Origin of the sequence: Perlabentimonas gracilis (genome assembly GCF_011174675.1) — a bacterium.
Classification (GTDB): Bacteria; Bacteroidota; Bacteroidia; order Bacteroidales; family Tenuifilaceae; genus Perlabentimonas; species Perlabentimonas gracilis.
Genome location: NZ_JAANIG010000001.1, coordinates 270,535 through 297,505, shown reverse-complemented (window position 1 = coordinate 297,505; position 26,971 = coordinate 270,535). Strand labels below are relative to the sequence as shown.

The following is a 26,971-nucleotide window of genomic DNA, read 5'->3' as shown; positions in this document are numbered from 1 at the left end:
GCTAATAAATTACTTCTTGTAGATAGGCATCTTAACAACCTTAGCTTTAAGATCCTTGTTGCGGACCCTAATGAAGATTTCTGTATCGGCCTTAGCAAAGGGGGTTAACACATAACCCATTCCGATTCCAACCTTCATCATGGGCGACATGGTCCCAGATGTTACCTCACCAATCACCTCACCCTGTGCATCAACAATCTCGTAATGCTGACGAGGAATGCCTCTGTCAACCATCTCGAAACCAACTAGCCTGCGCTTTAAGCCGTTGGCTTTAAGGTCGAGCATATACTGCTTGTCGATAAAATCTTTATGATCAACAAACTTGGTAATCCAACCTAAACCAGCCTCGAGGGGCGAAGTGCTATCGCTAATATCATTCCCGTATAAACAGAAGCCCATCTCAAGGCGAAGGGTATCGCGAGCACCTAGGCCAATGGGCTTAATGCCAAACTCCTCACCAGCTTCGAACACAGCCTTCCAAATCTTTTCGGCAACGTCGTTGGCACAGTATATCTCGCATCCACCAGCGCCAGTGTATCCTGTTGTTGAGAAGATAACATCCTTAACCCCTGCAAACTCGAGCTTTTTGAAGGTGTAATACTCCATATCCTCAACAGATTCGCTGGTTAGCTTTTGCATCGCCTTAAGCGCCAAAGGCCCTTGAACTGCAAGCTGTGCAATCTCGTCGGAGGCATTGTAAAGCTCCTCGCCGGGAGTTAGGTTGAACTTGGGTGCATGGCTACATAGCCATTTCCAGTCCTTATCGATATTAGCAGCATTTATAACAAGCAGGTATGTTTCTGCATCGACACGATAAACAAGTAGGTCGTCAACTATACCCCCCTTTCCGTTAGGAAAGCATGAGTACTGAACCTTACCATCGGAAAGCGCTGCAACATCATTGGAGGTAACGTACTGAATGAAACTTAGCGCATTGGGGCCTTTTACCCAAACCTCGCCCATGTGCGAAACGTCAAAAACCCCAATCTTCTCGCGAACGGTAACATGCTCATCGGTTATGCCAAAGTACTCAATGGGCATATTGTAACCGGCAAAGGGTACCATTTTAGCACCCAACTCAATGTGAAACTTTGTAAATGGTGTTGTTTTCATTGCTATATATCTATTAGCTGTATAGTTTATATTATTGTACAAACCTAAGGCAAATTTTGATAATTGCCAATTTGAGTAAGTACAAAAGTTGGTGCTAGTGAGTTGTTATGCAGCAGGCATTTTTCATTTTTTCTTATTAATAGCATAACGCACTATAAAACGATTTTAACTATATTTGTGTAATCAATTCGCCAAACCCATGTACAAGCACATTGATGTTGCAAAGCTAGAGGAGATATCGGCTGGAAGTAAGGAGTTGATTCAAGACTTGGTTCAAATGTTTACCAATCAGGTTGATGATTTTAACCAACGTTTCGACTTGCTGCTCAAGAGTAAGGACTATAACCTATTGGCAAAGCTTGCCCATAAGGTTAAGGGTAGCGTATCGACCCTGGGCATGAACAACCTAGCCGTAAAAATGAAACAGCTCGAGGAGCTTGCCAATGCAAGCGACAATTCGGGAGAAGCGCAGGATATAATCGATCACTTTAAGGTTGCCAGCAAAGAGGGCATCGATGAACTTAACAATATACTAAGCAGACAATAAAATTTTGTAGCCATGATAAATGTAGAAAAGATAAATGATGTGCTTGTTGTTTCCATTGCAAACGAGAACAAGCTGAATGCAGCAATATCGCAAAACTTCAAAATTGAGGTTGCTAAGCTTTTTGACCAACCCAGCATGAAGATGGTAATAGATTTGGGTGGAATTGAATACATCGACAGCTCTGGGTTTGGATCATTGCTATCGGTACTACGATCATCAAAAGGAAGCAATGCTCAGCTTAAGCTATGCAACATTGCCCCTGAGGTTATGGCCTTGGTGCATCTACTGCAGCTGCAAACGGTTTTCGACATCAGAACAAATATGGATGAGTGCCTAAACTCTTTTAAGTAGCACAGTTTTTTTTTTAATAATTTCTGGGGGATAAATGATAGGATATGAGAACCGTTACAGTCATCATAGCAATTATATTTTTGTGTTCATGCTCGTCGTTAAACAGGTTTACCTACGATAAGTACCTGCAGGAGCATACCCTAAAAATTGAACTTAAGCCCAATGCTTACATCCACCAAAAATCGCTACTTAAAAGTTACTCGCTATACAACTCGCTAGGGCTTGAGCATTTCGGCAAAGTTTCGGATAGTGGCCAAAAAACCGTTTACCTAACCATAACACACGAATACGATGAGGCTACCGATCCACCAGGCTCCATACTTTTTATTGATATTGACGACAACCATACCAAGCTAACCGCTCACTCGCAGAGCACAAGACAAGTTGTTAGTGCCGAAACAATGCTAGTAGATAAATTAAGTAATAATGAGTCAACCCTTGACCTTGAGGGTGAGGAAAACGGAAGTGAACTAATACGCACCTCAACCACTACCCTGAACACTTTGGAAAGGACCAAGCAGGTATATGAAATCCCGGTTGAACTTTTTGAATCATTGGCAAGTGCAAGAAAACTAACCTTTAGGCAATACATCGGAAATCAGGCCATTGACATTATCCCCACCTTTAGCGAAAGACGAGCCATCGTATCGTTTTACCGCAGTATTATTCAGAAGCAATAACAACGCCCCCCCCAAAAAAAAGGTTGCCCAGATCCGAAGTGAATCTGGGACTAAAATAGGTTGGACAAACATGCTTGGCTGACATTGGCGAACCTGGGCAACCCGACTGCTGGTGTTTGCAGCCTTTTTATATAAATCGTGTTGTTGGGGAACACTATCAAGGTAAAGTATAAAAATTGTGCCAAAAATTGCTCTCATTCCATAACAAGCACATACACAACCTAAAGCAGGTTAGCCTAATTGCAACAACACTCATTTGCCACGAAAAACACAAGACTTTATCCCCAATCTGTGGAAATAGTGAACAGCAAAACCCCAACTCTATAAACAATATGTAGCCAATGCAACCACAACAAATGCATATATGAACCCCCTCATCTACAATACCCTTGCAGATTATACAATAAAATTTTGTAAATTTGGGTACATTTAATGCACGTAGATCCCGTTGAAAAGATCGATTCGATGAAAAAATACATTAAGATTACACTCTTTGCCCTAGCCTCTATCCTGCTAGTATTTATGATACTACACATAGGATGGAGATTTAAAGACCGCCAGACCCTAAACGTTTACATACTGGACAAAACTGTTACGCAGCTCGACAGGCCAGAGCACAAGTCGCTAGTTTGGGCTTTGAACTACAATAGGTTTGTAAAACCTAACGGCAAAGCATACTCAAACAACAGCGACTACTACGGCTTTTTTCCCATCGACATAGCAACCGAAGCCTTTGACTTTAAAAGCATACGCATAAATGAGGTGGAGGAGTATGCTGAGAAATACGATGTGGCATACTATGCCGATTGCTATGGGGTTCAATCGTTCGAATGGTACAAGGGCAAAACAAAACCCGTACGCTCACAAAAGGTATACGGGGGACTCAATCAAAACGATTACCTCCTGCTAAAAAGTATGTTGGAAAAGGATAAGCTTGTAATTGGAGAGTACAACATGTTTAGCACGCCCACCAATGCGCTAGTTCGAATTAAAACCGAGGAGTTACTTGATATAAACTGGAAGGGCTGGTCGGGCAAGTATTTCAGCTCGCTCAACGTGAATGCACCCGATGGCCCACCCCATTGGATGAAAAACCTTTACGAGTCGCAACATCTAGGAGTTTGGCCAAACAGCAAACAGGGAATTGTTTTTTTAAATAACGACGGGCTTATTGAGGTGCTTGCCATTGATGAGCATCTCACCCAAGGCTTTCCAGTCATAATATCGAGCGACGAGGCTGTGCAACGATTTGAGGTTGCCAACCAAATTGTATACGAAAACTGGTTCGAGGTTATTGAGCCAGGAGGCAACAAGGTCCTCTCGCACTTCAAGCTGCACCTTACACCCGAAGGGGAGGAGAAGCTAAAACGAATTGGCATCTCCAATACATTCCCAGCTATTATTGAAGGCAAAAACAATGGTAAGATGTTCTACTTTTGTGCCAACTTTGCTGAAAATCCAGCCCATATGTGGACATCGAAAATTGCTGGGGGCAAAACCATAAACCATTTCTTAACTCGATTTAGCACAACCAACCGAGCAAAATTTTTCAAGCATTACTACCATCCACTTATAAAAAACATACTCAAAGAGTATGCAGAGCATACTGATATAGCAGAGTAAACCCAATGCTATCGGCCTCAAAAAATATAAAGCATAGATTGTTCTTCTATGCTTTATTGATTACAAATAACATCAGCTATGAAAATCAGCATTAGCAATACCGAGAAACTCTACCTTCACAACCAAAGCATTGAGCCAACAGAAAACCTTATCATCGAACTCCCCGATACCACCAAGGTATTCTATGAGGTGATTAGAGTTATTGACGGAAAAGGCCTTTTCCTTGCTGAACACCTTGAAAGGCTATACCAGTCGGTGATGCTTTCGCAGCTAAATTGCATTGACATTAGCTGCATCAAAACCAATGTAATCAAGCTACTAAAGGCCAATTACGTAAAGGAAAAGAATCTTAAGCTAAACTTCTATTGTCAAAACGAGCATCAAGAACTTTACGCATGTTTTGTTGAGAGCAACTACCCAAGTAACGAGGTGTACGAGAATGGCGTTAGAGTTGAACTGCTCCCCATTGAGCGCCACAACCCCAATGTGAAGTTGGAAAACCCTCACCTTAGAGGCTCAGCCGATAAGGCCATATGTCTATCGCAGACCCATGAAATGCTGCTGGTGAATTCTCAGGGATTCATAACCGAGGGCAGCCGTTCCAATTTTTTTGCAGTATTTGGCAACAAGCTAGTAACCCCTCCCTCACAGCAAGTATTAGAGGGCATTACACGTACAATGGTGATTAAACTCGCTCATGAGAATAGTATCATGCTGGAGGAGAGACCCATTCACACATCAGAAATTATGGCAATGGATGGTGCCTTTATAACCGGAACTTCATCAAAAGTGTTACCAATAGCCAAAATTGCAGATCATACATTTGCGACAATCCCAGATTCCACAAAAATAATGATGAAGCTTTACGATGAGCTAATGGTTAAATCGCTGACATCCGACATATAAAAAAGGTAAGTAATTCAATATCTTTGTCACATACACTCCAAACAAAACCCTTAAAATAAAACATTATGAAACGTATTGTTCTATTACTAACCATCCCCATTCTCCTTACCATGACACATTGCGCCCCGAAAGAGAAGGGCATTGAGGGAAGCCCCATCACTCAGACTCAGGTTGAACAAACCCAAAACGAACTGTTAAAAGAATTTGGCGAAGGCCAAAAGTTCCGCATTGAGCGTGGCGTTAGCCAAGTGGCCAACCTTTGGCGACAGTCAGACGGTTCATTCGAAGAGTTCAAAACTTTCTGCGAGGAGCGGTTTGTTGCCGATGAAGCAGAGTTGGAGACCCTGTTCAACAAGCTTTCCTTCGGATTTGAAGTGCTAAGCGGAAACTTTTTGAAGATTAGCAAGGATCTGATGCGCCCATTGCACCTCGACATGGGCCCCGTTACCCCAATCGATATGATGTTTGGTGGATTTAGCGCCTCGGCTCACCTTTCCGAAGACTTGTACACCAGCAAAATTGCCTTTGTTACTGCGCTTAACTTTCCGTTCTACAGCCTAAATGAGAAGACGGAGTTAGGCCCTAGCTGGACACGCCAGCAGTGGGCATACGCCCGAATGGGCGATAGGTTCACCTCGCGTGTACCTGCCGAGCTACAGCAAAACTACTCGCGCATCAGCACCGATGCCGACGCCTACATTGATGATTACAATATCTACATGGCGAACCTTCGGAACGAGCATGGGGAGCAACTTTTCCCCGAGGGCATGAAGCTCATCACCCACTGGGGGCTTCGCGACGAGCTAAAGTCGCAGTACGCCAATACCGAGGGTGGTCTCGAGAGGCAACAGATGATTTACCAAGTAATGCAACGCATCATCGATCAATCCATTCCACAAAAGGTTATATCTAACGATGAGTACATCTGGAACCCCATTAGCAACGAGGTGGCTAAGGATGACAAAACGGTTGATGCTTCAGCCGAGCCCAACACTAGGTATAAGCATCTGCTCAACCTTTTCAAGGCCATTGAGGATATGGATGCTTTCTACCCCAATATGCCTAGCTTTATCCAACGTCGTTTCGAATCGACCTACGAGATTCCTGTTGATGATGTTGAGAAGCTTTTCATCGACTTTGTATCATCAAAGCAGGTGCGAGAGGCTGGCAAACTAATTAGCGAGAGGCTTGGACGCCCACTGCAACCCTTCGATATTTGGTACGATGGTTTCAAATCGCGAAGCAGCATACCAGCCGAAGTGCTTGACAACGCCGTTGCCAAACGATTCTCGTCGGCTGAGGCATACCAAAACGAGATCCCCAACATATTAACCTCCCTGGGATGGAGTAAGGATAAGGCCAAGTTTTTTCAATCGAAAATTGCCGTTGAGGGAAGCCGAGGTGCTGGCCATGCATGGGGCGCAGCCATGCGCGAAGACATTGCCCTACTCCGCACCCGCATTGGGGCAAACGGTATGGACTACAAAGGGTTTAACATTGCAATGCATGAGTTTGGCCACACCGTTGAGCAAACCATCACGCTGCACGACGTGGATTACTACACGCTTACAGGAGTACCCAACACTGCCTTCACCGAGGCCCTTGCCTTTATCTTCCAAAAACGCGACCTAGATGTACTGGGCATAAAGGATAACAATCCTGAGAAAGTACATCTGCAGGCCCTCGACAACCTTTGGCAGTGTTACGAGATTATGGGCGTGTCGCTAGTAGATATAAACCTTTGGAGATGGCTATACGAAAATCCCCACGCCACCCCAGCACAGCTTAAGGAGGCAACCATTAGCATAGCTAAGGATATTTGGAATAAGTACTACGCCGATGTTTTTGGCAGCACCGACGAGCCCATACTGGCAGTGTATAGCCATATGATTAGCAATCCGCTTTACCTGTCGGCATACCCCATGGGGCTACTAATCGATTTCCAACTCGAGCAGCACATCGCAGGTAAACATTTTGCCAACGAGATTCAGCGAATATTTGAGCAGGGAAGCATCATTCCTCAACTTTGGATGAAAGGAGCAGTTGGGTCGCCACTATCCATTGAGCCCACACTAAATGCAGCCGAAAAGGCTATCTCGGTAGTGAAAAAATAACCGTGAGATGAAGTTCTCAGAAACCTTACACAAATAAGGATTGAGCTGGCTAAGTTAACCTAGCCAGCTCAATTTGCTTATTACAAAGCAGATAAACATGCAAATCAAATTTATACTTGTTGAGCCTGCAGTACCCGAAAACGTGGGAGCTGCTGCCCGAGCTATTAAAACCATGGGATTTCAAGAGTTAAGGTTAGTAAACCCCTGCGATTATAAGTGCGACAAGGCGCTGATGTTAGCCCATGGTTCGCATGATATACTGGATAACGCCATGGTTTTCAGTTCCCTCTCCAAAGCACTTGATGATATTGACTTTTCGGTTGCCACATCGGCAAAGCAGCGCTGGGTAAAGCAGGATATTGTTTCGAGCCATGAATTGAAATCGTTCATCGAAAAAAAGAAGAGTTCCATACAATCGGTAGCCATTGTGTTTGGAGGCGAGGAGTCGGGGCTATCGAACAGCGATATGGCTCTTTGCGATGCTGTTGCCTCTATCCCACTCCCCCAGCCCTACCCTTCGCTTAATCTGGCTCAGGCAGTTATGGTTTTTGCCTATTCACTTTCCAGCATTGCGGTTAGCAGCTTGGCAACTCCTAGCGTTGCAAAAGAAAATGCTGGATACAAACCCCTTAAGGATAGAATAATTCAAATTCTAAATACAATTGGAATAACCGAAGCATCGTTGGTTCACGGAAGAGTATTGGAGCGCCTTGGCCAAATATCCGATGAGGATATAAACCTGCTTCACTCCGTATCGGCCAAAGTAATTGATTCGATTGAAAATAGTAAGGATTCTTAAAGTTAACGCAACCATATATGACCGACCAGATTTCTAAAAACTACCTCAGCATTGGGCAAAGCATTGGTTTATTGGCAATAACCCTAGCCGTAACACTCTTCCTGTCGCCAATTATGTTTCTAAGAGGTATAATTGGTACAGAAGCCACCACCTTTTTGTTCTACCTAGTTACCATGGGGTTATCGTTTTGGATACTTTTCTCCATCTGGAGAAACAAAAGTGATGATTACACTTTCAACTACAAGATTCCAAATGGGATGATAATTCCTGTAATCCTACTGGGTACTTTAAGTATTCAGCTATCGTTAACCATTCCACTCTCATCGCTTATCCCCATGTCCGATGAGTTTGCAGAACTTTTCAGGCAAAGTATGGGTAACCCAAGGAATATTTTCACATTCACAACCATTGTGGTGCTAGCGCCTGTGCTTGAGGAACTAATATTTAGAGGAATCATGCTAAAAGGTTTACTAAAGCGCTACTCTCCCGCTACTGCCATAGTTGCATCAAGCGTTCTGTTTGGGGTGGTTCATTTAAATCCTTGGCAATTCATCTCGGCCCTGATCCTAGGAATCTTCATAGGGTGGATTTACTACCGAACACGAAGCACTTCGCTTGCAATAATCATCCACGCCTTTAACAATTTTACGGCTACTTTACCTGATATTATTGGAATTGATGTATCGAAATATGAGGATATGGAGCTCAGAGAACTTATCATGACCGACATCAAGTATATTATAATAATTGCAGGGGCTGCGGTGGTTGCTGCAGCTTGTGTCTACATACTTAACAAAAGGCTTGAGAAACCAATTTCCCCCACCGTTGCAAGGGTTGAGGGAAATAAGACCATTTTTTAATGTTCATTTCTTTACCAATAGGCGTAAAAGTGATACATTTACAAAAAAAGAACGTTTGCTATGTTTGGAGTTGTAAACCAATGCTTGGCTGCCCTACGCAAAGAGCCCTTTAAGCGAAGCGAGATGATTAGCCAACCGCTTTTTGGCGAAACCTTTGAGATACTAGAGGAGCATCGTGAGTGGTTCCGGGTTAGGCAGTCGCTCGACCAATACGAGGGATGGATTGACAGTAAGCACTGCCAGCAGTTCGATGATGAGCAGATGGGGCTACTAACCCTCGACGGGGTTTCATCCGTAGCCACTCGACTATTTACCGCCAAAGCAAACACTAACGATTTCCCCATTAGGCTATGCCCAGGCTCAACACTTTACAATTTTAACGCCGAAAATGGAACGTTTGGCCTGCTTAACGAAACATACAAAACCTTTAACATTCCTGTGGAATCAGTAAAAAGCACAGAGCAAGATATTATTAACTTCTCCGAGAGCTACGTAAACTCGCCCTACCTTTGGGGTGGACGGTCGCCCTACGGAATTGACTGTTCAGGCCTAACCCAGGTGATTTTCAAAATGATTGGCATTAGCCTACCCCGCGATGCAAGCCAGCAGGTTAGTTTGGGCAGTACGGTCGATTTTATTAATCTAACCCGCGTTGGCGACCTTGCCTATTTTGATGACGAGGAGGGAAACATAATCCATGTGGGCATAATTCTTAATGAGAATAAGATTATTCACAGCTCGGGGTATGTTAAGATCGATCTTCTTGATCAACAGGGCATATACAATTTACAGCACAAACGGTATTCACATAAGCTAAGAGTAATAAAAAGGGTACTGAATGATTAGATAGATTGCCTAAAACCTGAATGTATGAAACCTCAAATCGTAATTGTAGTAGCCATAATTGCCTTTGCACTTTGGATTGCATTTAGGAAAAGGGATGGTAAGGCCAACAATGAGGATGACAATTTCAATCCACAGAACAACCTTTAAACGATGCCATACACCTACGATTACCCGAGAATGCTCGTTACGGTGGACTCGGTAGTCTTCCTAAAAGACAAAGAGTCCCCTCTCAAATTACTACTTGTAAAACGCGGTAACGAGCCATACAAGGATGCATACGCACTTCCCGGTGGATTTCCCGAAATGGATGAACTACTTGCTGATGCAGCCAAACGCGAACTCCTTGAAGAAACCGGGCTAAATGCCATTGACCTGAAGCAACTTGCCACCTTCGATACCATTGGACGCGACCCGCGCGGACGCAACATTGCTGTGGTACACTACGGATTTACCAGCCCAAGTAATTGCAAGCTTTTGGCTGGCGACGATGCCGCTGAGGCTGAGTGGTTCCCCATAAACGAATTACCTCCTTTGGCTTTCGACCACAAGGAGGTAATTGAATATGCACTTGCCCAACTTGGGCTGTAAAGCTATAAAATCATCCCCGCTCCCACGGTTACATTCGTAGCTTCATCAATTATAATTAAACTCCCAGTAATACGATTCTTTCTGTACGAATCGAAAAACAAGGGTTTTGTTGTCCTAATATTGATGCAAGCAATATCGTTTAGCCCAATGTTCCTATCGTCGAAATCCTTCTCGAGAGTATTTATATTTACCTTGTACTTCACCTCCTTAACCATACAGCGCACATCGCTAGAGGTATGCTTAACCGCATACTTAGCAGCTGGGTTAAGCGGTTTATCGCTTAGCCAGCAAACCATTAGGTTTACATCCTGCTCCACGTTTACCCCGTTCTCGAACGGAACTAGCATACAACCCCTGCTTACATCCAAATCGTCGGCAAGGGTTATGGTTACCGATTGTGGTGCGCTGGCGCTCTGGAGCTTTTCTTTATGAAAAACTATTGACTCGATGGTTGATGTAAAACCCGAGGGCAATACCTTAACCCTATCGCCAATGCTAAATGTTCCGCTGGCCATTCGGCCTGCATACCCTCTAAAATCGTGAAAATCATCGGACTGAGGCCTAACAACATACTGCACAGGGAATCGGGCATCAACCTGATTGTAATCGTTGCTGATGTATAGGTTCTCCAGCAAGAACATTAGGGTTGGGCCATCGTACCACTGAGTTCGCTTGGAGCGTTCCACCACATTATCGCCGTGCAAAGCTGAGATGGGAATAAACCTCACATCGTTCAGATTAAGGTTGGTAGAGAACTCAAGGAATCGTTTCTGAATAGCGTTGAATATATCCTCGCTAAAGTCCACCAAATCCATCTTATTAACACACACAATGATGTGCGGAATGCACAGTAGCGAAGCAATGTAAGCGTGGCGTATGGTTTGCTCAATCACACCATGGCGAGCATCAATTAGTATAACCGCAGCATTTGCTGTGGATGCTCCTGTAACCATATTGCGGGTGTACTGAATATGACCGGGGGTGTCGGCAATAATGAACTTACGCTTGGGGGTATGGAAGTAACGATACGCCACATCAATGGTAATACCCTGCTCTCGCTCGGCCCTTAATCCGTCGGTAAGCAAGGCTAGGTTCATATGCTCATCGCCCTTCTTAACGCTGGCACGCTCAACCTCCTCGAGCTGATCCTGAAAAATTGCTTTGGAATCGTACAGTAGTCTACCAATCAGAGTGCTCTTGCCATCATCAACACTGCCTGCAGTGGTAAACCTTAGCAGCTCCATATCTAGGTATGCGGAATCATTAAAAGTCTTATCCATAGTAAAAAATATCCTTATTAATTATTGTTGATGTGAGATGTTTAGGATATTAGAAGTATCCCTCAATCTTTCTATCCTCCATGGCAGCTTCGCTTCGCTTATCGTCGGCACGCGTACCCCTCTCGGTGGTTCTTATGGCAGCCACCTCTCTAATAATATCGGTTAATGAATGTGCCTCCGACTCCACGGCGCCGGTACAGGTGGCATCGCCAATGGTTCGGAACCGAACCACACGGGTCTCCACCTTCTCGGTATCTTTCACCATCATGAATGGAGTTTTGGCGTAGAGCACTCCGTCGCGCTCGAACACCTCGCGCTCATGCGAATAGTATAGGTTCGGGATGGCAATATCCTCAAGCAGGATGTACTGCCAGATATCCATTTCGGTCCAGTTGCTAATGGGGAAAACTCTGAAGTGCTCGCCCATACCCTTACGACCGTTGAAAATATTCCACAGCTCGGGCCGCTGATTCTTGGGATCCCACTGGCCAAACTCATCGCGATGCGAGAAGAACCGCTCCTTGGCACGGGCTTTCTCCTCATCGCGCCTACCGCCTCCCATGGCGCAATCGAACTTATGCTTCTCTATGGCATCGAGCAGGGTAACGGTTTGCAGCCTATTACGGCTGGCGCTATAGCCCTTCTCCTCTACAACCTTACCCTGATCGATTGACTCTTGAACCGATGCAACGATTACCGAAGCGCCTGATTCCTTGGCAAGCCAATCGCGAAACTCAAGGGTTTCGGGGAAGTTATGCCCTGTATCGATATGCATTAAAGGGAATGGCACCCGTGCGGGATAAAAGGCCTTGCGGGCAAGGTGAAACATCACGATGGAGTCCTTCCCTCCGCTAAAAAGCATTACCGGGTTCTCAAACTGTGCGCATACCTCACGTATCACAAAAATGGACTCCGACTCTAACTCGCGCAAATGATTGATTGAAAACTGTTTCATGCTGTTATCGATAAATTAATAAAAACCTTGCTTAACAAACTAGAAAACAAAGCTAACAAAACTTTTTAAGTATGAAATTAACAAGGTAGTCAATGTTATCGGGCAATGTACCCTGCGAAGTATCTACCTGTATGGCTGGGTTTTCGGGTGCCTCGTAAGGCGACGACACACCGGTTAAATCTTTAATGTTGCCCAAGTTGGCCTGATGGTATAACCCTTTAACATCGCGCTGCATACATACCTCCAGCGGAGTGTTTACGTATACCTCAATAAACCTATCGTTACCAATAATACTTCGAGCCAGCTGCCTAATGGCTTGGGTTGGTGACACAAAGGAACAAATGGAGGTTACACCAGAATCGTTCACCATTCGTGCCATAGAAGCGGCTCGGCGAATATTCTCGCGCCTAGCTTCGAGAGAGAAACCTAAGTCGCTGCAGAATGACTTTCGAAAATCGTCGCCATCAATCATAATCGAGGCAATTTCTCGATCCCAAAGCTTCTGATGCAAAGCGTTGGCAAGTGTAGTTTTCCCTGCCGAAGGCAATCCGGTAAACCAAATGGTTAGGGCTTTACTCATTAGAATTTATGGTTTGGTAGTGCAAAGATAGCATTTATAAGGATTGGTGAAAATGGCAGTAGGTCGCATAAAAAAAGCGGGAGCATATAGCCCCCGCTTATCTTTAAATCTAAAAGAAATACTAGTACTGGAAAATTTTGTCGCGGCTTACCTTTTCAACCGGTCCAAACTTTGTAGATATCTCTTTAAAATCAACCACTTTCTCGTTACCAAGAATTACGTATGTTTTGGGTTGCTCTTTTACATACTTCTCGTTGAACGACACCACATCATCAATAGTTAGCGATGGCACTACATCCCAGTATGTTTTGCGAATATCACCCTCGTAACCCATTTTCTGAGTACGCAAATAGTGCCAGATTACGCTCATTTTGGTAACCCTTTCGTTTCTTATGCTTGTAAGCAACAGATCTTTGGCTAGGTTAAAGGAGTTCTCTGATACTGGCATATTATTGTAAAGGTCATCAAAAGCTGTAAATGCTTCAATTACCTTATCGTTCTGCGTTGCTATAAACCCATTGTTCATAAAGGGGTTGGCAGGATTACTTGGGAAAGTGTAACGCGACCATGCTGTGTATGCCAATCCACGCTTCTCGCGCAGTTCCTGGAATACGATCGCGCTCATACCCGAACCAAAGTAGTTGTTGAACATCATCGCATTTGGCAACAGGTCGTAATCGTAATCAACTCCACGGCTAATAAGCTGTAGGTACGATTGGTTAGCATCGTAATGAGAGAATACTACGCGGTTTTTAGTGGTGGCTAACTCCTCGAAGTTGAAAGCTGCCGGCACCTCGGCGAATGTTTCAGGAACAGAGTGTATTTCTTCAACCATTTCCTTCAGCTCAGCTGGCGACGATGGGCCATAGTAAAGGATTTTATGAGGATATGTTGGCAACTCCTGAATTTTGGCAATAAGCGTTTCGGCCTTTAGAGCACGTAGATCCTTAGCTGGCAGCTGGTTTGTGAATGGCGATTTAGCTCCATAGGTGGCATAATCAACCAAACCAGAGAATACCGAGCGTTGGTTTTGCTTAGCATTTTCTCTTGAGCGTAAAACATTGTTGATATATAGACCTAAGGCTTGCTCATTGGGCTGGCAATCGGTTATTAGCAATTCGAGTAGTTTCACGGCTGCCTCTTGGTTCTCGCTTAGGCCGCTCACGTACACATAGGTCTCGTCGCGCGATGAGAACACATTGAAAGAGCAAGCGAGCTTGTAAAACTCCTGCTTGATTTGTTCGGCTGTGAACTCCGAAGTACCTAAATACTCTAGATATCCGGAGGCGATATTCATCATTCTATCGCTATCGCTACCAAATGGGAAGTAGTAGTACAGGGTAAAGGTTTCGTTCTCAACATTCTCCTTATGTAAAATTTCGAGGTTGTTTGAGGTGGTAACCCTGTTAATTTCCTTATCGAAATCGAGGAATACGGGCTCAATCTCTACCACCTTACGCTCCTTGAAAGCGGCTAAATACTCCGACTCCACATCTCGATTGATATGAATTGGGGTAATCGATGGTTTCTCAACAAGCTCAACATCGGGCTGTCCTTGGCGCTTGTATACCACTGCATAGTTGTTGCCCAGGTGCTCATTGGCAAAGGCAATCAGATCTTCCTTAGTTATTTTACCCAGCTCATCGATATACGAAACGGCATCCTTCCAATCTATTCCATTAATAAAGCTACTTGACATCATCCAAACCCTGCCTGAGTTGCTCTCGAGCCTACGCATCTCGTTTAGCTTGAGGTTATTAATTGTAGCCTCAATCATCCAATCGGGGAACTCACCTTTTTTTAGCAGTTCAACTTGCTCCAGCAGAATATCCTTAACCTCCTCTAACGTTTGTCCTGACTTATTCATTCCGTACAGGTTAAGCATAGAGTAGTCGGTAAGTTTGGACACGTATGCACCTGAACGTAAGGTTTTCTGCTGCAGGTTAACATTTAGGTCGATAAGACCAGTGGAACGGTTGGAAAGCATCATACCCACCATATCGGCCATCATGGCTTCGCGACTTGCTGCGCCTGGGAAACGGAAGCCAATGCTTAGACGCTCTGCCTCGAGACCAACAACCTCAGCTACTTTAGGCTCAGCAATTGGCTCTTCGGGTTCGAATGTAAATTCGGGTACCTCTTTCTTTTCCAACTTTCCAAAATACTTATCAATAATCTTAATGGCCTCATCGGGGTTAAAATCGCCCGATAGGATAACGGCCATATTGTTAGGTACGTAGTAAGTATCGTAAAAATTCTTTATGTTGATGATTGAAGGATTCTTTAGATGCTCAGCCTCGCCAAGGGTAGTTTGCTGTCCGTAGGGATGGTTAGGATAAAGCAGTTGATACATCACCTCGCTAACCTTACGAGCATCCTGTGTGAGAGACATATTCTTCTCTTCGTATACGGTTTCAAGCTCAGTATGGAAAAGCCTAATAGTTGCATCGGCAAACCTATCGGCTTGAATAATCGCCCAGTTCTCTAGCTGGTTGCTGGGAACGTTCTCCATGTAAACGGTAAAATCGTTTGAGGTTCCAGCATTAGTCCCCCTTGAACCGATAGCGCTCATAAGTTTGTCGTACTCGTTAGGAATGGCAATTTTAGAGGCCTCGTACGATACGCTGTCGATCACCTTGTAAATGGCAGCTCTTTTCTCAGAGTCGGTCTCATTGCGATACTTCTCAAAAAGAGACTCAATCTCGTCGAGCATGGGCTTTTCCTTTTCCCAGTCGAGAGTACCAAACTGCGAGGTACCCTTAAACATTAGGTGCTCAAAGTAGTGAGCCAGACCGGTTGTTTCGGCAGGGTCGTTCTTGCTACCCACCTTAACTGACACGTAAGCCTGAATGCGGGGTTCATCTTCGTAAACGCTAAGGTAAACCTTAAGGCCATTATCCAAAGTATAAATCCTAGTATTCATTGGGTCACCGGGAACCGTTTCGTAGCTATACTTCGATCCGCACGACGATATAATTAGCGCCATAACGGGAAGCAAAAGAAGCATAAATAGCAAATTTTTGGTTTTTCTCATTTTTCTTGTTTTTAGGTTTAGAATGTAATTAGTAGAGCTAATATGGCATAAAGTTATGCATGATAAGCTTATAAAACAAGGTAAATCATCACAACATCATTAAATCGGAATGCAGATCATCAACTAAAATCAGCAGATAACCATTAACCTAACTTTGATTCACAACTGACAACTAAGTTTAAAACCACACAAATAAATGTGAATATATTGGCCAAAATCAAGCTACCGTTCAAGAATATTTGCTTTGGAGCAGATATGTTCTTAATGAATTTTACGGTAACTTAACACAGCCCAGCCATTGAAGAAGACGGCAAAGCCACAAAGAGCTGCAAAATGCCATTTTAGGGCAGAAAAATCGCTCCCTTTTAGGAAAATAAAACGCAACACTTCAACCATATACCTTAGCGGGCTAATGCGGCTAACGGCCTGTGTCCACAGGGGCATACTGCTAACAGGAGTATATAAACCACTTAAGAATATAAAGGTGATTACAAAGAAGAACATTATGAACATCCCCTGCTGTATGGTTGATGCGTAGTTGGAGATCATTAGTCCAAAACCCGAAAATGCTAAGGTGAAAACCGCTGCAAAAAGGTAAATTAGACCGTAACTACCAACCGAAATCATTCCATAAAAGAGCCAAGCCACAAAAAAGCAGATGGTTAGCACCACAAAGCCAATAATCCAGTAGGGAATTAGCTTGGCAAGTATTAGCGCAATTCTACTAACCGGAGTAACGTTCATCTGCTCAATGGTACCCTTCTCCTTCTCACCAACAATATTAAGGGCAGGTAAAAACCCTGTGATAACAGCAAGCATCATCATCATTATGGCGGGTATCATTGTGTATTTGTAGTCAAGCATAGGGTTAAAATTGTATCGGGGAACTATTTCGAACGATGGGGAAATATGCCCTGAGCCAGTTTGAATCCACTCGTGCTGAACTTCAGAGGAAAAATCGTTAACAATGCCCATAAGGTATGCACTGCTAAGACCGCCCCTCATTCCGTTTACCGTATTTGTTGAGATTTGAACGCTTGCTGCATTCGCAGTAACTAAATCCTTTTCGAATCGAGGGGGGATTTCAAGGACAATATCAGCAATATCTTGCTCAACCAGCCATAACGCTCGATTGTAGCTTTCGACAATATCAACCAAATGGAAATACCCCGATGATGTAATTTTATTGATTAAGCGATCCGAGTAGGTACTCCGATTATTATCTACAACTGCCAACTTAATATCCTTTATATCGAAATTGGCTACCATGGGGAAAAGGGTTAGCGCAACAAATGGCAACACAATGGCAACCTTAGGAATAAACTTGTTGCGCTTCATCTGCAGAAATTCTTTCTTTAGCAGAAATTTTATGCTGCTAAATCCGAAACGATTATTTTTAGAAAATGTATTCATCTTTCTATTCCAATCGGTGCTTAAATTTTTTCAAGCTAATACCAATTAACATCACAGCCATTCCCAGTAGTATGCCCAATTCTAATGTAATTGCTGATAAGCTAAGCCCTTTTATCATTATCTTTTTCACCCCAACTATGTACCACTTAGCCGGAATGATTTGGGAAAGCACCTGAAAGAATTTGGGCATATTCTCTACAGGAAACATTAATCCCGACAGCATGATTACGGGAATCATAAGCACCATACCCGACATAAGCAATGCCACAAGTTGCGATTGGGCAAACGATGAGATTACTAGCCCAAGCGATAGATTCACGAAAAGATAGATAAGCGAAAGGACGATAAGCCAAAAGAAACTCCCTGCAATGGGAACACCCAGCAAGAATACCGAAAGCAAAAGGATGGTTGCCAGATTGACAAGGGAAAGGAAAAAGTACGGAATGGTTTTGGCAATAATCATAACCAACGGTTTTACCGGCGAAACCAGTAGAACCTCCATGGTGCCCATCTCCTTTTCGCGGGCAATGGAAATGGAGGTCATCATGGCACAAATTAGCATAAGGATCATTCCCATAACGCCTGGCACAAAATTGTAAGCCCCTTTCATCTGTGGATTGTACAGCAACTTTAAATGAGTATCGATATGGTAAGGAATGGTTTCAACCCTAAATTTTTCCTGCTGATACTGTCCCAAAATGCTGGTGGCATAGGTTGCTATGGTTTTTGCAGAGTTGGGATCAGTACCATCGGTAATAAGCGCAATCTGCGCATCGCCAGCTCGGGTCATATTCTCATAGAAATTCTGACTAAACGACACAACCATCTGCACCGAGCCCTTTAGAAATTCCAATTCAACATCAGCGGGATGATTAAGATATTTTATCACCGTGAAATACTCGCTTGCATCCAACTTTTCTGCAATGGCCCTGGTGGCCTCGTCATTCGATGGGTCGTAAATGGCAATGCGGGTATTCCTAATCTCGGTATTTATGGCGTAGCCAAATAGGATAAGCATAAGGATTGGCAGCAGCAGAAGTATAGCCATTGTGGTTCTATCTCTGAATATATGATGAAACTCTTTGCGAACGAATGAGAGGAGCTGCTTCATATCAATATCCATTACTATTTGCCTTGCGCGCCAGCTGCTGAAACACACCATCCATATCCTGTGCATTGAATTGCTTCTTGAGGTTTTGCGGCGAGTCCAATGCATCAATTCGCCCATCAACCATAATGGAAACGCGGTTACAATACTCGGCCTCGTCCATATAGTGAGTGGTTACAAAAGCAGTGATACCCTGATCTGCCGCATCGTATATCATCTCCCAAAACTGACGGCGTGTAACGGGGTCAACACCTCCTGTGGGTTCATCTAAAAACACAATCTTTGGCCTGTGAAAAATGGCCACTGAAAAGGCCAACTTCTGCTTCCAGCCCAATGGAAGCGATTTAACCAATGCGTTTCGCTTCGACTCAAAGCCTAACTTTTGGAGAAGTTCATCGGTTCGTTTTGCTATTTCTTTTTGCGGCACACCGTAAATCCCTCCGTAAACCCATATGTTCTCAGCAACAGTTAAATCTTCATACAGCGCAAACTTCTGGCTCATATAGCCAATGCTCCGCTTTACCATTTCCGCCTGACGATGGATGTCGTAACCAGCAACTAACCCTTTACCCGAAGTAGGAATGCTTAACCCACACAGCATTCGCATGGCCGTAGTTTTTCCCGCACCATTGGCACCAAGAAAACCGAATATTTCGCCACGTTCCACCTCAAAAGAGATGTTGTCCACAGCGACGAATTGCCCAAACCTTTTGGTTAGATTTTCAACAATAATAACCTTTTCCTTTTGCATCGTTACTCTTTACCATTTATTGCTGTGCGGCTTAGCTCCATAAAACAATCCTCAACGGTTGGTGTGGTTCTACTAACTTCAACCTTACTATGCGATTTTTGCTCCAGCAACGCCTTGATATCCTCTATTGATATTTTGGTTTCGTTTACAATGGTGTGATGGCTATCGCCAAAGGCAAAACAGCTCTCAACCCCATCGATGCTGCGCAAATCCCTTAGCAGCTTCGGCATATTATTGCTTTTAACAGTCCACAACGTTTTTTCAAACTGCCTAACTATACTATCTGGGGTATCGATTTTCAGAAAACTTCCATTCTGGATAAGGGCAATCCTATCGCATAGGCTGGCCTCGTCCATATAGGGTGTAGATACAATTATGGTTATACCCTGTTGCTTCAACTTTTGTAACATCTCCCAAAACTCTTTTCGCGATACTGCATCAACCCCCGTAGTGGGCTCGTCGAGAAAAAGGACTGTTGGCTTATGGATAAGGGCGCAGCTAAGCGCCAACTTCTGCTTCATCCCGCCCGAAAGTTTGCCTGCTTTGCGAGTCTTAAAGGGTTCAATTTGGATGTATATATCCTTTATTAGATGGTAATTCTCTTCAATTGTTGTATTAAAAACCGTTGCAAAGAAGTTTAGGTTCTCCTCAACCGTTAAATCTTGGTAAAGCGAGAATCGGCTAGGCATATATCCCACCCGCTTACGAATCTCTTTATAATCCTTCACCACATCAAAACCATCAACCGTTGCGCTTCCATCATCGGGAAGAATTAGCGTTGTAAGAATACGAAAAAGGGTAGTTTTCCCCGCCCCGTCGGGACCAATAATACCGAATATCTCGCCCTCGTTAGCAGTAAAACTAACATCCTTAAGAGCCAGAATTTTTCCGTAGTGCTTTGAAATGTTGTTGCAGGAGATCATTTGTTATCAGTTAACGGTTATCGGTTATCGGTTATCGGTTATCAGTTATCAGTTATCGGTTATCGGTTATCAGTTATCGGTTGCCTGTCTCTTAAACCGACGCTTTTTGGAGGTTGACGAGATCAGTTATCGGTTATCGGTTGTCCCCTTCGACTTCGCTCAGGGCAAGAGTTGTCGGGCATCAACTTTAAATCCTAAACCTGGCCATAGGCCATAGGCAGGCAAGTTCTCAACTTCCTAACCTCACCCCCCCATACATCCCAATCTTTAGGTATCCATCGTTTTTAACGTTGATTTTTACTGCATACACCAGGTTTGCCCTCTCGTTGCGGGTTTGAATGGTTTTGGGGGTGAACTCCGACTTTGAGGATATCCAGCTAACAGTACCTTCGTACTCACGTTCATTATCCTTTCCAAAATCGGCAAAAACCTTAACGGCTTGCCCAATTTTTAGCTGGCTAATCTGGTCGCCGGTGATGTAGGCCCGTAGAACCATATTGTCGGTATCGCCAATTTTATACAGAGGTTTTCCGGCAATGGCCAACTCACCTGCCTGAGCATACTTTACAAGCACCTGTCCTTCAATTGGGCTAGTAATTCGGCATTTGGCAAGCTGATGATCAAGCTGTGCAATTTGAATTTCAATAGCCTCATGCTCTGCCACTACACCTCTATCCGTTTTTTCTAGGGTCGATTTGGTAGCTACAAGCTGTTTCTCGAGGTTAAGCACAAGAGCATTCACATCATCGAGTTGCTTAGTAGTTGCGGCATTATCAGCAACAAGATTCTCAATACGGTTCCGCTCATACTTTGCAGTAACTAGCTGCTGCTCAATTGTGGCCAGCTGCTTTGCAATATCGGGACGCCGATTCTGTAACGCGCGCTGTGAAGCTTTTAGCTGCTCTCGCTTCAAGTATAGCTGAGTGCTATCGATATAGCCCACCACCTGATTTGCATTGAGTTTTTGCCCCTCTACAATATCAAGCTGTAAAATTGTTCCAGACCCTTCGGACGATACGATTACCTCGGTTGTTTCGAAGGTTCCCGAGGCATCGAAATCTCCATTACCAGAGGAACAGGCAGAAACAATGACTGCAAGTGCTGTTAGAAAAACTAGTTTTGTTTTCATACCTTTTGATTATCATTTAAAAATCTATCCCTAATATGTAGTATAGCTTCACCTTTTCTTTATTCAATAATATTTTGCGATACTCCATATCGAGTTTTGCTCTAGCCGCCGCATTGAAATCGGCAAGGTATTCCGTTGACGAAATAACTCCGTTGGCAAGCTGCGATTCGCTTTTGCGCTTTACATCGTACAACAGTTCAATTATTTCACTATCAAGTTCCAGCTGTTTAGTTAACGTTTCAATCTGATTGTCTGATGACTTCACCGCACTTTCAATTCCCTGCTCAAATGCTTGCAGCCTTTGGTCAATTACCCTTTTTTGAATGGATAGCTGCTCGCGCTCGCGGTTGGTTGTGTTCCAGTCCCAGATATTCCAGGTTAGCCTTGCACCTGCCATAAGGTATGGATTCCACTCATTGCTAAGCATATTTAACCCTGGCTTACCATAACCCGATGATACAAAAGCAGAGATAATGGGCATTCGCTTTTTTGACACAAGGCTTGAACGAGCATCAAACAAACTTTTTTGCGATGTAAAAGTTAACAGTTCAGGACGATTAAGCTTCGAACTATTAGCCTCATTAACAATGGGAGGCACAAAGTTGTCGGTTGCATAAAAATCCAGCTGGGTGAGCGATTCGAGAAGGCTTATCATCGATTTTTTGCGTGAGGGTAACTCCATCATTTTCTGTTCCAGACGAATGATTTCGGCCTTTATACCTGCAATTGCCGAGGGCAAAACTACTCCATTGTTAACACCCGCTTCCAATGATTCTAGCCTTGATGCTAATTCCGTTCTCATCAATTCTAGCTGCTTCTGGGTAACATCAATTAGAATAATTGAGAAATAGACTTCGTTAACCCTATCCTTCAAGCTATACAGCTCAGTCCTTACGCTGCTTTTTTCCGCTTCTGCCTGAGCAATAGCAATCTCCTTGCGTGCGGAAGTAACCCCACCATCCCAAATAATTTGACCTACATCCAGCGACAAGCGGTACTGATCGCGATCGGGCGTGGGAATTGTAACCCCAGGAAAAGGAATGTTAACTTCCGTAACATCCGATTGCCAAGATGCTGAAGCATTAACATCGACCTTTGGAAGGTAAGAAGCATTAGCATTTTTGATTTGCAGATTTTTTAACGAATCTAAAAGTGGATTGATCCCAGAAATTGGGTGGTTCTGCTCAACAGCATCATAGAGCATTTGCAGAGTGATGGTTCTTGTCTCCTGTCCTTTTATAGAGAGTATAGACAGAACGGCTATAGCAACTAAAACTAATGCTCTTCTCATACGGATCGATTAATTGAAGTTCTTATCAAATTCAATATAACTGCTTTTCGCTCCGAGATAAACTGGTCGAATTCATCCTGATTTGACTGAAAGATAATCTTCTCAAGCAATGGGCGACCAACAAAAGGGAATACACAAAGCGCAATAATATTCACCACCAAATGCCTAGCCTGTTGAATAGTAATGCCTAGCTCTTTAGCAATAACCTCTTTTAGAATGAAAGCAACCTTTGATGTGTCAATACCCGATTCTACAAAGAATTCTGTAAGCTGCTCTGGATTCTTATTCAGCTCTCCAATAATAAAGCTGGGAATAAATGGATTCTCCTGAATAATTTTAATGTAGTTTTCAATAAAGGCCTCCACTTTTTTCTCGATAGGAATTTCTGAGGAGCCTAGTATTACTACCATTCCAGGAAAGAATTTTGACATCGCCTCACGAAAAACCATCTTAAAAAGCTTCTCCTTACTCCTAAAATAGTAATGCAGCAGGGCCTTATTCATACCCGCCTCATCGGCTATCTCCTGCATACGAGCACCATCAAGCCCTTTGCGAACAAATACCTGCCTAGCTGCGTTGAGAATAGCCTTTTCCGTATCTACCTTATCATCTGTCATTTAAACAATTTTTACATTTTAACCGTTTGGTTTAATTATTTGGACAAATATAATACACAGGAATAGGGTTTTCCAAATTTTTAACCAATTATTTTAACCGTATGGTTAATTTAGTGCAAAAAAAAAGGGGCTCTGCCCCTTTTTTTAAATTTACTCCTCTTGAACATCTACAGCTAATTGCTTATATATACTAGCAAGCAGCCCTAATGAAATGGGCATAGCAATTAGCGCAAAAATAATAACCAAAATCATAGATACTTTAAATCCAATGAAGAAAAGCAAGGCAAATATCAACCCAAGAACAAGTTGAGCAAAGAAGATCGCCCATTTATTACCATATGTTAATGAATTACTAAGCCTTAAAGCCTCTGATGCTCCTTTACCCTTATCAACAACTAACAATGTTGATAGGATATACGATAACGACAATACAATAGCTGGAATGAATAAAAAAATACTAGCAGGTAAAATGATAAGAAACCGAAGGCCTGTAACTAAGAAATACTCACCCATAAATTTGAAATACTTCTTGTTAAATATTTCAAGAGGAGAAAGAATAGTTCCCTTACTTAAGGCTGCTGGCAATGTTGAAATTGCAATAGTTGTTCCCACGTTAACATAGGGTATCCAAATAGTTAACAGCCACAACACAACACAACCGAGTAAGGAAAAAAAGTTTTTAATGCCAATGGCAAAAGCATCTTTTAACGTTTCAGCAAAATCAAGTTTTTTCATAACTTTAAGAATTAAAGGGTTTATGTTATGCTAATATACGAAAAAATGCTTAAACGTAATTATATTTAATTGAAAATATTAACCCCCCTATCGCCACCAGAGGTTGCAAACGCTCTAAACATACCAGATGTATTGAATGAGAGGTGCACATTGCCCCACTTGTCGACAGAAATAATTCCGCCACGGCCATCAACCTCTTCGAGTTTTTTGTGTATCACCTCATCGGCCGCTTTAGCCAACGATAATCCTTTGTACTCCATCAGTGCAGATATATCATGCGCCACGGTGTAGCGAATAAAGTACTCGCCATGGCCTGTGGCCGACACAGCGCAAGTGTTGTTGTTGGCATAGGTGCCGGCGCCAATAATGGGTACATCGCCCACCCTGCCATAGCGCTTATTGGTCATTCCACCGGTTGATGTTGCTGCGGCAAGATTCCCATGCTTATCGAGGGCAACACATCCTACGGTTCCCATCTTCTTGTCGCGCTCAAGGGCACGCTGTAAGGCACGGTAACTCCTTTCGGTATAAAAGTAGGAACTATCAATCACCTCGGCACCATTTTGCGAAGCAAAAAGCGATGCTCCCTTACCAACCATGAGTACATGCTCCGATTTCTCCATCACCATTCGGGCAGCCGTTATGGGATTTTTAATATCGCCAACGCCCGCCACTGCACCAGCCTGCAGATCGGCTCCGTTCATGATGGCGGCATCCAGCTCGTTCTTTCCATCGTTGGTAAACACAGCACCTCGACCGGCATTGAATAGTGGGCAATCTTCTAAATAACGCACAACCTGCTCAACGGCATCGAGGCTTGTTCCACCCTGCTTTAAAATTTCTGCTCCAAGTTCAATGGCAGCTGTTAGTTCTGCCTCGTACTGTTGAATTTGCTCTGGAGTATAGTTCTCCGGACTCATGGCTCCTGCCCCTCCATGCAGAGCGATTGCCCATTCGTTTACTTTCTTATCTGACGCAGGATTGCATGCTGAAAAGAGGAACACACCCAACGCAAGGGTATAGAATAGTTGTTTAGCCTTCATAATTACTTTTTTAAATATGATTTAAAAGGTTTATAAATGGCTGTGTTTAAAAAGGAAAGTCATCGGCATCCCACTCTCGTGGCCCATCATCCATATCCTCGGGCAAATCGGCTACCTGATGCTCAACATTTCCGTTAACGTATATAGCTTTGTAGGGTGTAGTTGGGCAGGCGTACTCGCAAGCACCACATCCTATGCAAATATCCTCATTCACCTCGGGCAGAAGCAATCCCTGCCATGGAACCATGTAAACCGCCTTGGTAGGACAGTGCTCCGAGCACGCACCGCAATCGGTTCTATCGACCCGAACAATACAATTGCCTAAGTGAAACTTAACCTTACCTATTTGCGCACGCTTCTTGGTCTCCAACTCCAACGGGCGAATTGCCCCAGTGGGGCAAACATCACCACATAAAGTACACTCGAAATTGCAAAAACCCGAATGGTAGTCCATATGAGGTTGCAGCAAGCCAAAGAAACCGTACTCCTTTATTGATGGTTGAATTACATGGGTTGGGCAAACGGTAACGCATAAGTGACAGGCAGTGCAGGCATTCAGGAAATCTTTTTGGCTATATGAACCTGGAGGTGTTACCGGTGCCAAGCGGCTATTGGGCCTGTGACCTGCTGTTGACTCTTGGGAGACATCGTTACTGTCGGCTTGATTACCTCTACCTCTTCCGCGGCCCCCTCCTTTCCCTTTTCCTTGCGCCAATGCTGTTAGAGATTTTCCCAAAAGGGTTGCCCCCACCATCATACCTGTGAAAGTAGCAATAAAGCCACGGCGCGATGAATCTACCTGCTGGATAGGATCCACGGTCTTCTTTGCATAGGCATACTTATACCCAATGCCTCCCTCCTTGCAGCTATCGATACAGTTGTAGCAGGCAACGCATCGTGAAAAATCGAGCGATCGGCTCTTAATATCGATACAGCTGGCCTTGCACTCGCGCGAACACCTACCACACGCAGTACAAGCGTTCTCATCGATAGCAAGTTTGAAGATTGAGAATCGTGACAACAAGCTAAGCAATGCACCTACGGGACAAAAAGAGTTGCAATTGATACGTCCCCAGCGCCAAGCGGCAACCACAAGGATTAGAGTAAGCGAAGCGGTTACCAGCAATCCTTGCCATGGCATCCCTCTATACTCGACATGATGCAAAGCGTAGCTATTGAAAGTGCCTAAAAAACGCACCAGCAAATTATTTGCACCATAGTATATTGGGCGAACCAAATCGGAAAAGATGCGACCTGTAAAGCTATACGGGTCGAGCATATTCAGCAGGAACAATGAACCTGCTAAGGCAAGAATCACCACCAATGCAAGGGTTGTATAGCGAATTATATTCCATGGCTTCAGAAACTTGTATCGAACCCTCTTTAGCCTGATACGTGCAACAATATCCTGAAAAATCCCAAGGGGACAAATGGCCGAACAGTACACCCGCCCAAAAAGGAGAGTTAAAAGTATAACTGCAACAAACCCAGTTGCTACAATGCCTCCAACCTTTATAAACTTTAGCAACGAGGGGGTGAACTGAGGGTACAAGAACCAGTTTATAAAACCTGGCGAAAGGGTGTTGGAAAAATCGATAAAAGCAAATGCAAATACAATAAAGTAGGTCAGGGCAACAATTCTGCGTACCCAACGAAGCGAAACTGTTTTAAGCATATTACAAAGG

General features: G+C 43.7%; 26 protein-coding genes. 11 read left to right on the top strand and 15 right to left on the bottom strand.

From position 1 onward, the window contains the following. Positions 1-9: 9 nt before the first annotated feature. Positions 10-1,113: a glycine cleavage system aminomethyltransferase GcvT gene (gene gcvT / locus G8O23_RS01175; protein ID WP_166360891.1), complete on the bottom strand. Its 1,104-nt coding sequence runs from the start codon at positions 1,111-1,113 to the stop codon at positions 10-12. Positions 1,114-1,312: 199 nt separating this feature from the next. On the opposite strand from gcvT, the gene G8O23_RS01170 reads away from it, so the two are divergent. The 11 genes from G8O23_RS01170 to G8O23_RS01125 all read left to right on the top strand — a co-directional run bounded on the left by G8O23_RS01170 (position 1,313) and on the right by G8O23_RS01125 (position 10,427). Beyond that, positions 1,313-1,660: an Hpt domain-containing protein gene (locus tag G8O23_RS01170; protein WP_166360889.1), complete on the top strand. Its 348-nt coding sequence runs from the start codon at positions 1,313-1,315 to the stop codon at positions 1,658-1,660. A 12-nt stretch (positions 1,661-1,672) separates the two neighbouring features. Beyond that, positions 1,673-2,011: an STAS domain-containing protein gene (locus tag G8O23_RS01165; RefSeq protein ID WP_166360887.1), complete on the top strand. Its 339-nt coding sequence runs from the start codon at positions 1,673-1,675 to the stop codon at positions 2,009-2,011. A gap of 44 nt (positions 2,012-2,055) precedes the next feature. Beyond that, complete coding sequence (locus tag G8O23_RS01160; protein WP_166360885.1) at positions 2,056-2,691, top strand: hypothetical protein; 636 nt, start codon at positions 2,056-2,058, stop codon at positions 2,689-2,691. A 465-nt stretch (positions 2,692-3,156) separates the two neighbouring features. Then, a complete protein-coding gene (locus G8O23_RS01155) occupies positions 3,157-4,314 on the top strand; it encodes a hypothetical protein (RefSeq protein ID WP_166360860.1) in 1,158 nt (385 codons plus the stop codon). A 78-nt stretch (positions 4,315-4,392) separates the two neighbouring features. Beyond that, a complete protein-coding gene (locus G8O23_RS01150) occupies positions 4,393-5,220 on the top strand; it encodes an aminotransferase class IV (protein ID WP_166360858.1) in 828 nt (275 codons plus the stop codon). A 65-nt stretch (positions 5,221-5,285) separates the two neighbouring features. After that, entirely contained in the window at positions 5,286-7,334 is a 2,049-nt protein-coding gene (locus G8O23_RS01145; RefSeq protein WP_166360856.1) for a gluzincin family metallopeptidase, read from the top strand. Between the two features lie 97 nt (positions 7,335-7,431). Beyond that, positions 7,432-8,133, top strand: a complete 702-nt coding sequence (locus G8O23_RS01140) for a tRNA/rRNA methyltransferase (protein WP_166360854.1) — start codon at positions 7,432-7,434, stop codon at positions 8,131-8,133. 17 nt (positions 8,134-8,150) lie between these two features. Continuing rightward, complete coding sequence (locus tag G8O23_RS01135; RefSeq protein ID WP_166360852.1) at positions 8,151-8,993, top strand: CPBP family intramembrane glutamic endopeptidase; 843 nt, start codon at positions 8,151-8,153, stop codon at positions 8,991-8,993. Between the two features lie 60 nt (positions 8,994-9,053). Then, entirely contained in the window at positions 9,054-9,839 is a 786-nt protein-coding gene (locus G8O23_RS01130; RefSeq protein ID WP_166360850.1) for a C40 family peptidase, read from the top strand. Positions 9,840-9,863: 24 nt separating this feature from the next. Further along, positions 9,864-9,986, top strand: coding sequence for a hypothetical protein (locus tag G8O23_RS17505; protein ID WP_262888048.1), 123 nt, complete (start codon positions 9,864-9,866; stop codon positions 9,984-9,986). A gap of 3 nt (positions 9,987-9,989) precedes the next feature. Further along, on the top strand, positions 9,990-10,427 hold the full coding sequence (locus tag G8O23_RS01125; RefSeq protein ID WP_166360848.1) for an NUDIX domain-containing protein: 438 nt from the start codon (positions 9,990-9,992) through the stop codon (positions 10,425-10,427). A gap of 2 nt (positions 10,428-10,429) precedes the next feature. Here the strand turns inward: G8O23_RS01125 and G8O23_RS01120 are convergent, their stop codons facing one another. The 14 genes from G8O23_RS01120 to G8O23_RS01055 all read right to left on the bottom strand — a co-directional run bounded on the left by G8O23_RS01120 (position 10,430) and on the right by G8O23_RS01055 (position 26,961). Beyond that, on the bottom strand, positions 10,430-11,707 hold the full coding sequence (locus G8O23_RS01120) for a sulfate adenylyltransferase subunit 1 (protein ID WP_219932351.1): 1,278 nt from the start codon (positions 11,705-11,707) through the stop codon (positions 10,430-10,432). 49 nt (positions 11,708-11,756) lie between these two features. Continuing rightward, entirely contained in the window at positions 11,757-12,662 is a 906-nt protein-coding gene (cysD, locus tag G8O23_RS01115; RefSeq protein WP_166360846.1) for a sulfate adenylyltransferase subunit CysD, read from the bottom strand. Between the two features lie 52 nt (positions 12,663-12,714). Then, the gene (gene cysC, locus G8O23_RS01110) at positions 12,715-13,242 is read right to left on the bottom strand and encodes an adenylyl-sulfate kinase (protein WP_166360844.1); all 528 of its coding nucleotides are present in this window, start codon (positions 13,240-13,242) and stop codon (positions 12,715-12,717) included. Positions 13,243-13,363: 121 nt separating this feature from the next. Continuing rightward, a complete protein-coding gene (locus tag G8O23_RS01105) occupies positions 13,364-16,276 on the bottom strand; it encodes a M16 family metallopeptidase (protein ID WP_166360842.1) in 2,913 nt (970 codons plus the stop codon). A gap of 261 nt (positions 16,277-16,537) precedes the next feature. Next, entirely contained in the window at positions 16,538-17,689 is a 1,152-nt protein-coding gene (locus G8O23_RS01100; RefSeq protein ID WP_166360840.1) for an ABC transporter permease, read from the bottom strand. A gap of 4 nt (positions 17,690-17,693) precedes the next feature. Continuing rightward, positions 17,694-18,800 carry an ABC transporter permease gene (locus G8O23_RS01095; RefSeq protein ID WP_166360963.1) on the bottom strand — a complete coding sequence of 369 codons (1,107 nt, stop codon included), beginning with the start codon at positions 18,798-18,800 and terminating at the stop codon, positions 17,694-17,696. Position 18,801: 1 nt separating this feature from the next. Further along, positions 18,802-19,548 (bottom strand): ABC transporter ATP-binding protein, encoded by a 747-nt coding sequence (locus G8O23_RS01090; RefSeq protein ID WP_166360838.1) that lies wholly within the window; start codon positions 19,546-19,548, stop codon positions 18,802-18,804. A 2-nt stretch (positions 19,549-19,550) separates the two neighbouring features. After that, positions 19,551-20,471 (bottom strand): ABC transporter ATP-binding protein, encoded by a 921-nt coding sequence (locus G8O23_RS01085; protein ID WP_166360836.1) that lies wholly within the window; start codon positions 20,469-20,471, stop codon positions 19,551-19,553. Between the two features lie 229 nt (positions 20,472-20,700). Further along, a complete protein-coding gene (locus tag G8O23_RS01080) occupies positions 20,701-21,600 on the bottom strand; it encodes an HlyD family secretion protein (RefSeq protein WP_166360834.1) in 900 nt (299 codons plus the stop codon). Between the two features lie 16 nt (positions 21,601-21,616). Continuing rightward, positions 21,617-22,891, bottom strand: a complete 1,275-nt coding sequence (locus G8O23_RS01075; protein ID WP_166360832.1) for a TolC family protein — start codon at positions 22,889-22,891, stop codon at positions 21,617-21,619. Next, complete coding sequence (locus G8O23_RS01070; protein ID WP_166360830.1) at positions 22,888-23,508, bottom strand: TetR/AcrR family transcriptional regulator; 621 nt, start codon at positions 23,506-23,508, stop codon at positions 22,888-22,890. Before G8O23_RS01070 ends, G8O23_RS01075 begins: the two co-directional genes overlap by 4 nt. Before the next feature lie 150 nt (positions 23,509-23,658). After that, positions 23,659-24,243 (bottom strand): hypothetical protein, encoded by a 585-nt coding sequence (locus G8O23_RS01065; RefSeq protein ID WP_166360828.1) that lies wholly within the window; start codon positions 24,241-24,243, stop codon positions 23,659-23,661. Positions 24,244-24,308: 65 nt separating this feature from the next. Next, positions 24,309-25,286, bottom strand: coding sequence for an isoaspartyl peptidase/L-asparaginase family protein (locus G8O23_RS01060; RefSeq protein ID WP_166360827.1), 978 nt, complete (start codon positions 25,284-25,286; stop codon positions 24,309-24,311). A 46-nt stretch (positions 25,287-25,332) separates the two neighbouring features. Continuing rightward, positions 25,333-26,961, bottom strand: a complete 1,629-nt coding sequence (locus tag G8O23_RS01055; protein WP_166360825.1) for a 4Fe-4S binding protein — start codon at positions 26,959-26,961, stop codon at positions 25,333-25,335. Between the last annotated feature and the right edge of the window lie 10 nt (positions 26,962-26,971).

Bases quoted from the DNA above. Each gene is read 5' to 3' on its own strand.
- gcvT (WP_166360891.1), bottom strand. From the start codon at position 1,113: ATGAAAACAACACCATTTACAAAGTTTCACATTGAGTTGGGTGCTAAA.
- G8O23_RS01090 (WP_166360838.1), bottom strand. From the start codon at position 19,548: ATGCAAAAGGAAAAGGTTATTATTGTTGAAAATCTAACCAAAAGGTTT.
- G8O23_RS01160 (WP_166360885.1), top strand. From the start codon at position 2,056: ATGAGAACCGTTACAGTCATCATAGCAATTATATTTTTGTGTTCATGC.
- cysC (WP_166360844.1), bottom strand. From the start codon at position 13,242: ATGAGTAAAGCCCTAACCATTTGGTTTACCGGATTGCCTTCGGCAGGG.
- G8O23_RS01105 (WP_166360842.1), bottom strand. From the start codon at position 16,276: ATGAGAAAAACCAAAAATTTGCTATTTATGCTTCTTTTGCTTCCCGTT.
- G8O23_RS17505 (WP_262888048.1), top strand. From the start codon at position 9,864: ATGAAACCTCAAATCGTAATTGTAGTAGCCATAATTGCCTTTGCACTT.
- G8O23_RS01130 (WP_166360850.1), top strand. From the start codon at position 9,054: ATGTTTGGAGTTGTAAACCAATGCTTGGCTGCCCTACGCAAAGAGCCC.
- G8O23_RS01060 (WP_166360827.1), bottom strand. From the start codon at position 25,286: ATGAAGGCTAAACAACTATTCTATACCCTTGCGTTGGGTGTGTTCCTC.
- G8O23_RS01165 (WP_166360887.1), top strand. From the start codon at position 1,673: ATGATAAATGTAGAAAAGATAAATGATGTGCTTGTTGTTTCCATTGCA.
- G8O23_RS01055 (WP_166360825.1), bottom strand. From the start codon at position 26,961: ATGCTTAAAACAGTTTCGCTTCGTTGGGTACGCAGAATTGTTGCCCTG.
- G8O23_RS01170 (WP_166360889.1), top strand. From the start codon at position 1,313: ATGTACAAGCACATTGATGTTGCAAAGCTAGAGGAGATATCGGCTGGA.
- cysD (WP_166360846.1), bottom strand. From the start codon at position 12,662: ATGAAACAGTTTTCAATCAATCATTTGCGCGAGTTAGAGTCGGAGTCC.
- G8O23_RS01080 (WP_166360834.1), bottom strand. From the start codon at position 21,600: ATGAAAACAAAACTAGTTTTTCTAACAGCACTTGCAGTCATTGTTTCT.
- G8O23_RS01085 (WP_166360836.1), bottom strand. From the start codon at position 20,471: ATGATCTCCTGCAACAACATTTCAAAGCACTACGGAAAAATTCTGGCT.
- G8O23_RS01135 (WP_166360852.1), top strand. From the start codon at position 8,151: ATGACCGACCAGATTTCTAAAAACTACCTCAGCATTGGGCAAAGCATT.
- G8O23_RS01145 (WP_166360856.1), top strand. From the start codon at position 5,286: ATGAAACGTATTGTTCTATTACTAACCATCCCCATTCTCCTTACCATG.
- G8O23_RS01140 (WP_166360854.1), top strand. From the start codon at position 7,432: ATGCAAATCAAATTTATACTTGTTGAGCCTGCAGTACCCGAAAACGTG.
- G8O23_RS01070 (WP_166360830.1), bottom strand. From the start codon at position 23,508: ATGACAGATGATAAGGTAGATACGGAAAAGGCTATTCTCAACGCAGCT.
- G8O23_RS01125 (WP_166360848.1), top strand. From the start codon at position 9,990: ATGCCATACACCTACGATTACCCGAGAATGCTCGTTACGGTGGACTCG.
- G8O23_RS01150 (WP_166360858.1), top strand. From the start codon at position 4,393: ATGAAAATCAGCATTAGCAATACCGAGAAACTCTACCTTCACAACCAA.
- G8O23_RS01095 (WP_166360963.1), bottom strand. From the start codon at position 18,800: ATGAAGCAGCTCCTCTCATTCGTTCGCAAAGAGTTTCATCATATATTC.
- G8O23_RS01120 (WP_219932351.1), bottom strand. From the start codon at position 11,707: ATGGATAAGACTTTTAATGATTCCGCATACCTAGATATGGAGCTGCTA.
- G8O23_RS01155 (WP_166360860.1), top strand. From the start codon at position 3,157: ATGAAAAAATACATTAAGATTACACTCTTTGCCCTAGCCTCTATCCTG.
- G8O23_RS01100 (WP_166360840.1), bottom strand. From the start codon at position 17,689: ATGAATACATTTTCTAAAAATAATCGTTTCGGATTTAGCAGCATAAAA.
- G8O23_RS01065 (WP_166360828.1), bottom strand. From the start codon at position 24,243: ATGAAAAAACTTGATTTTGCTGAAACGTTAAAAGATGCTTTTGCCATT.
- G8O23_RS01075 (WP_166360832.1), bottom strand. From the start codon at position 22,891: ATGAGAAGAGCATTAGTTTTAGTTGCTATAGCCGTTCTGTCTATACTC.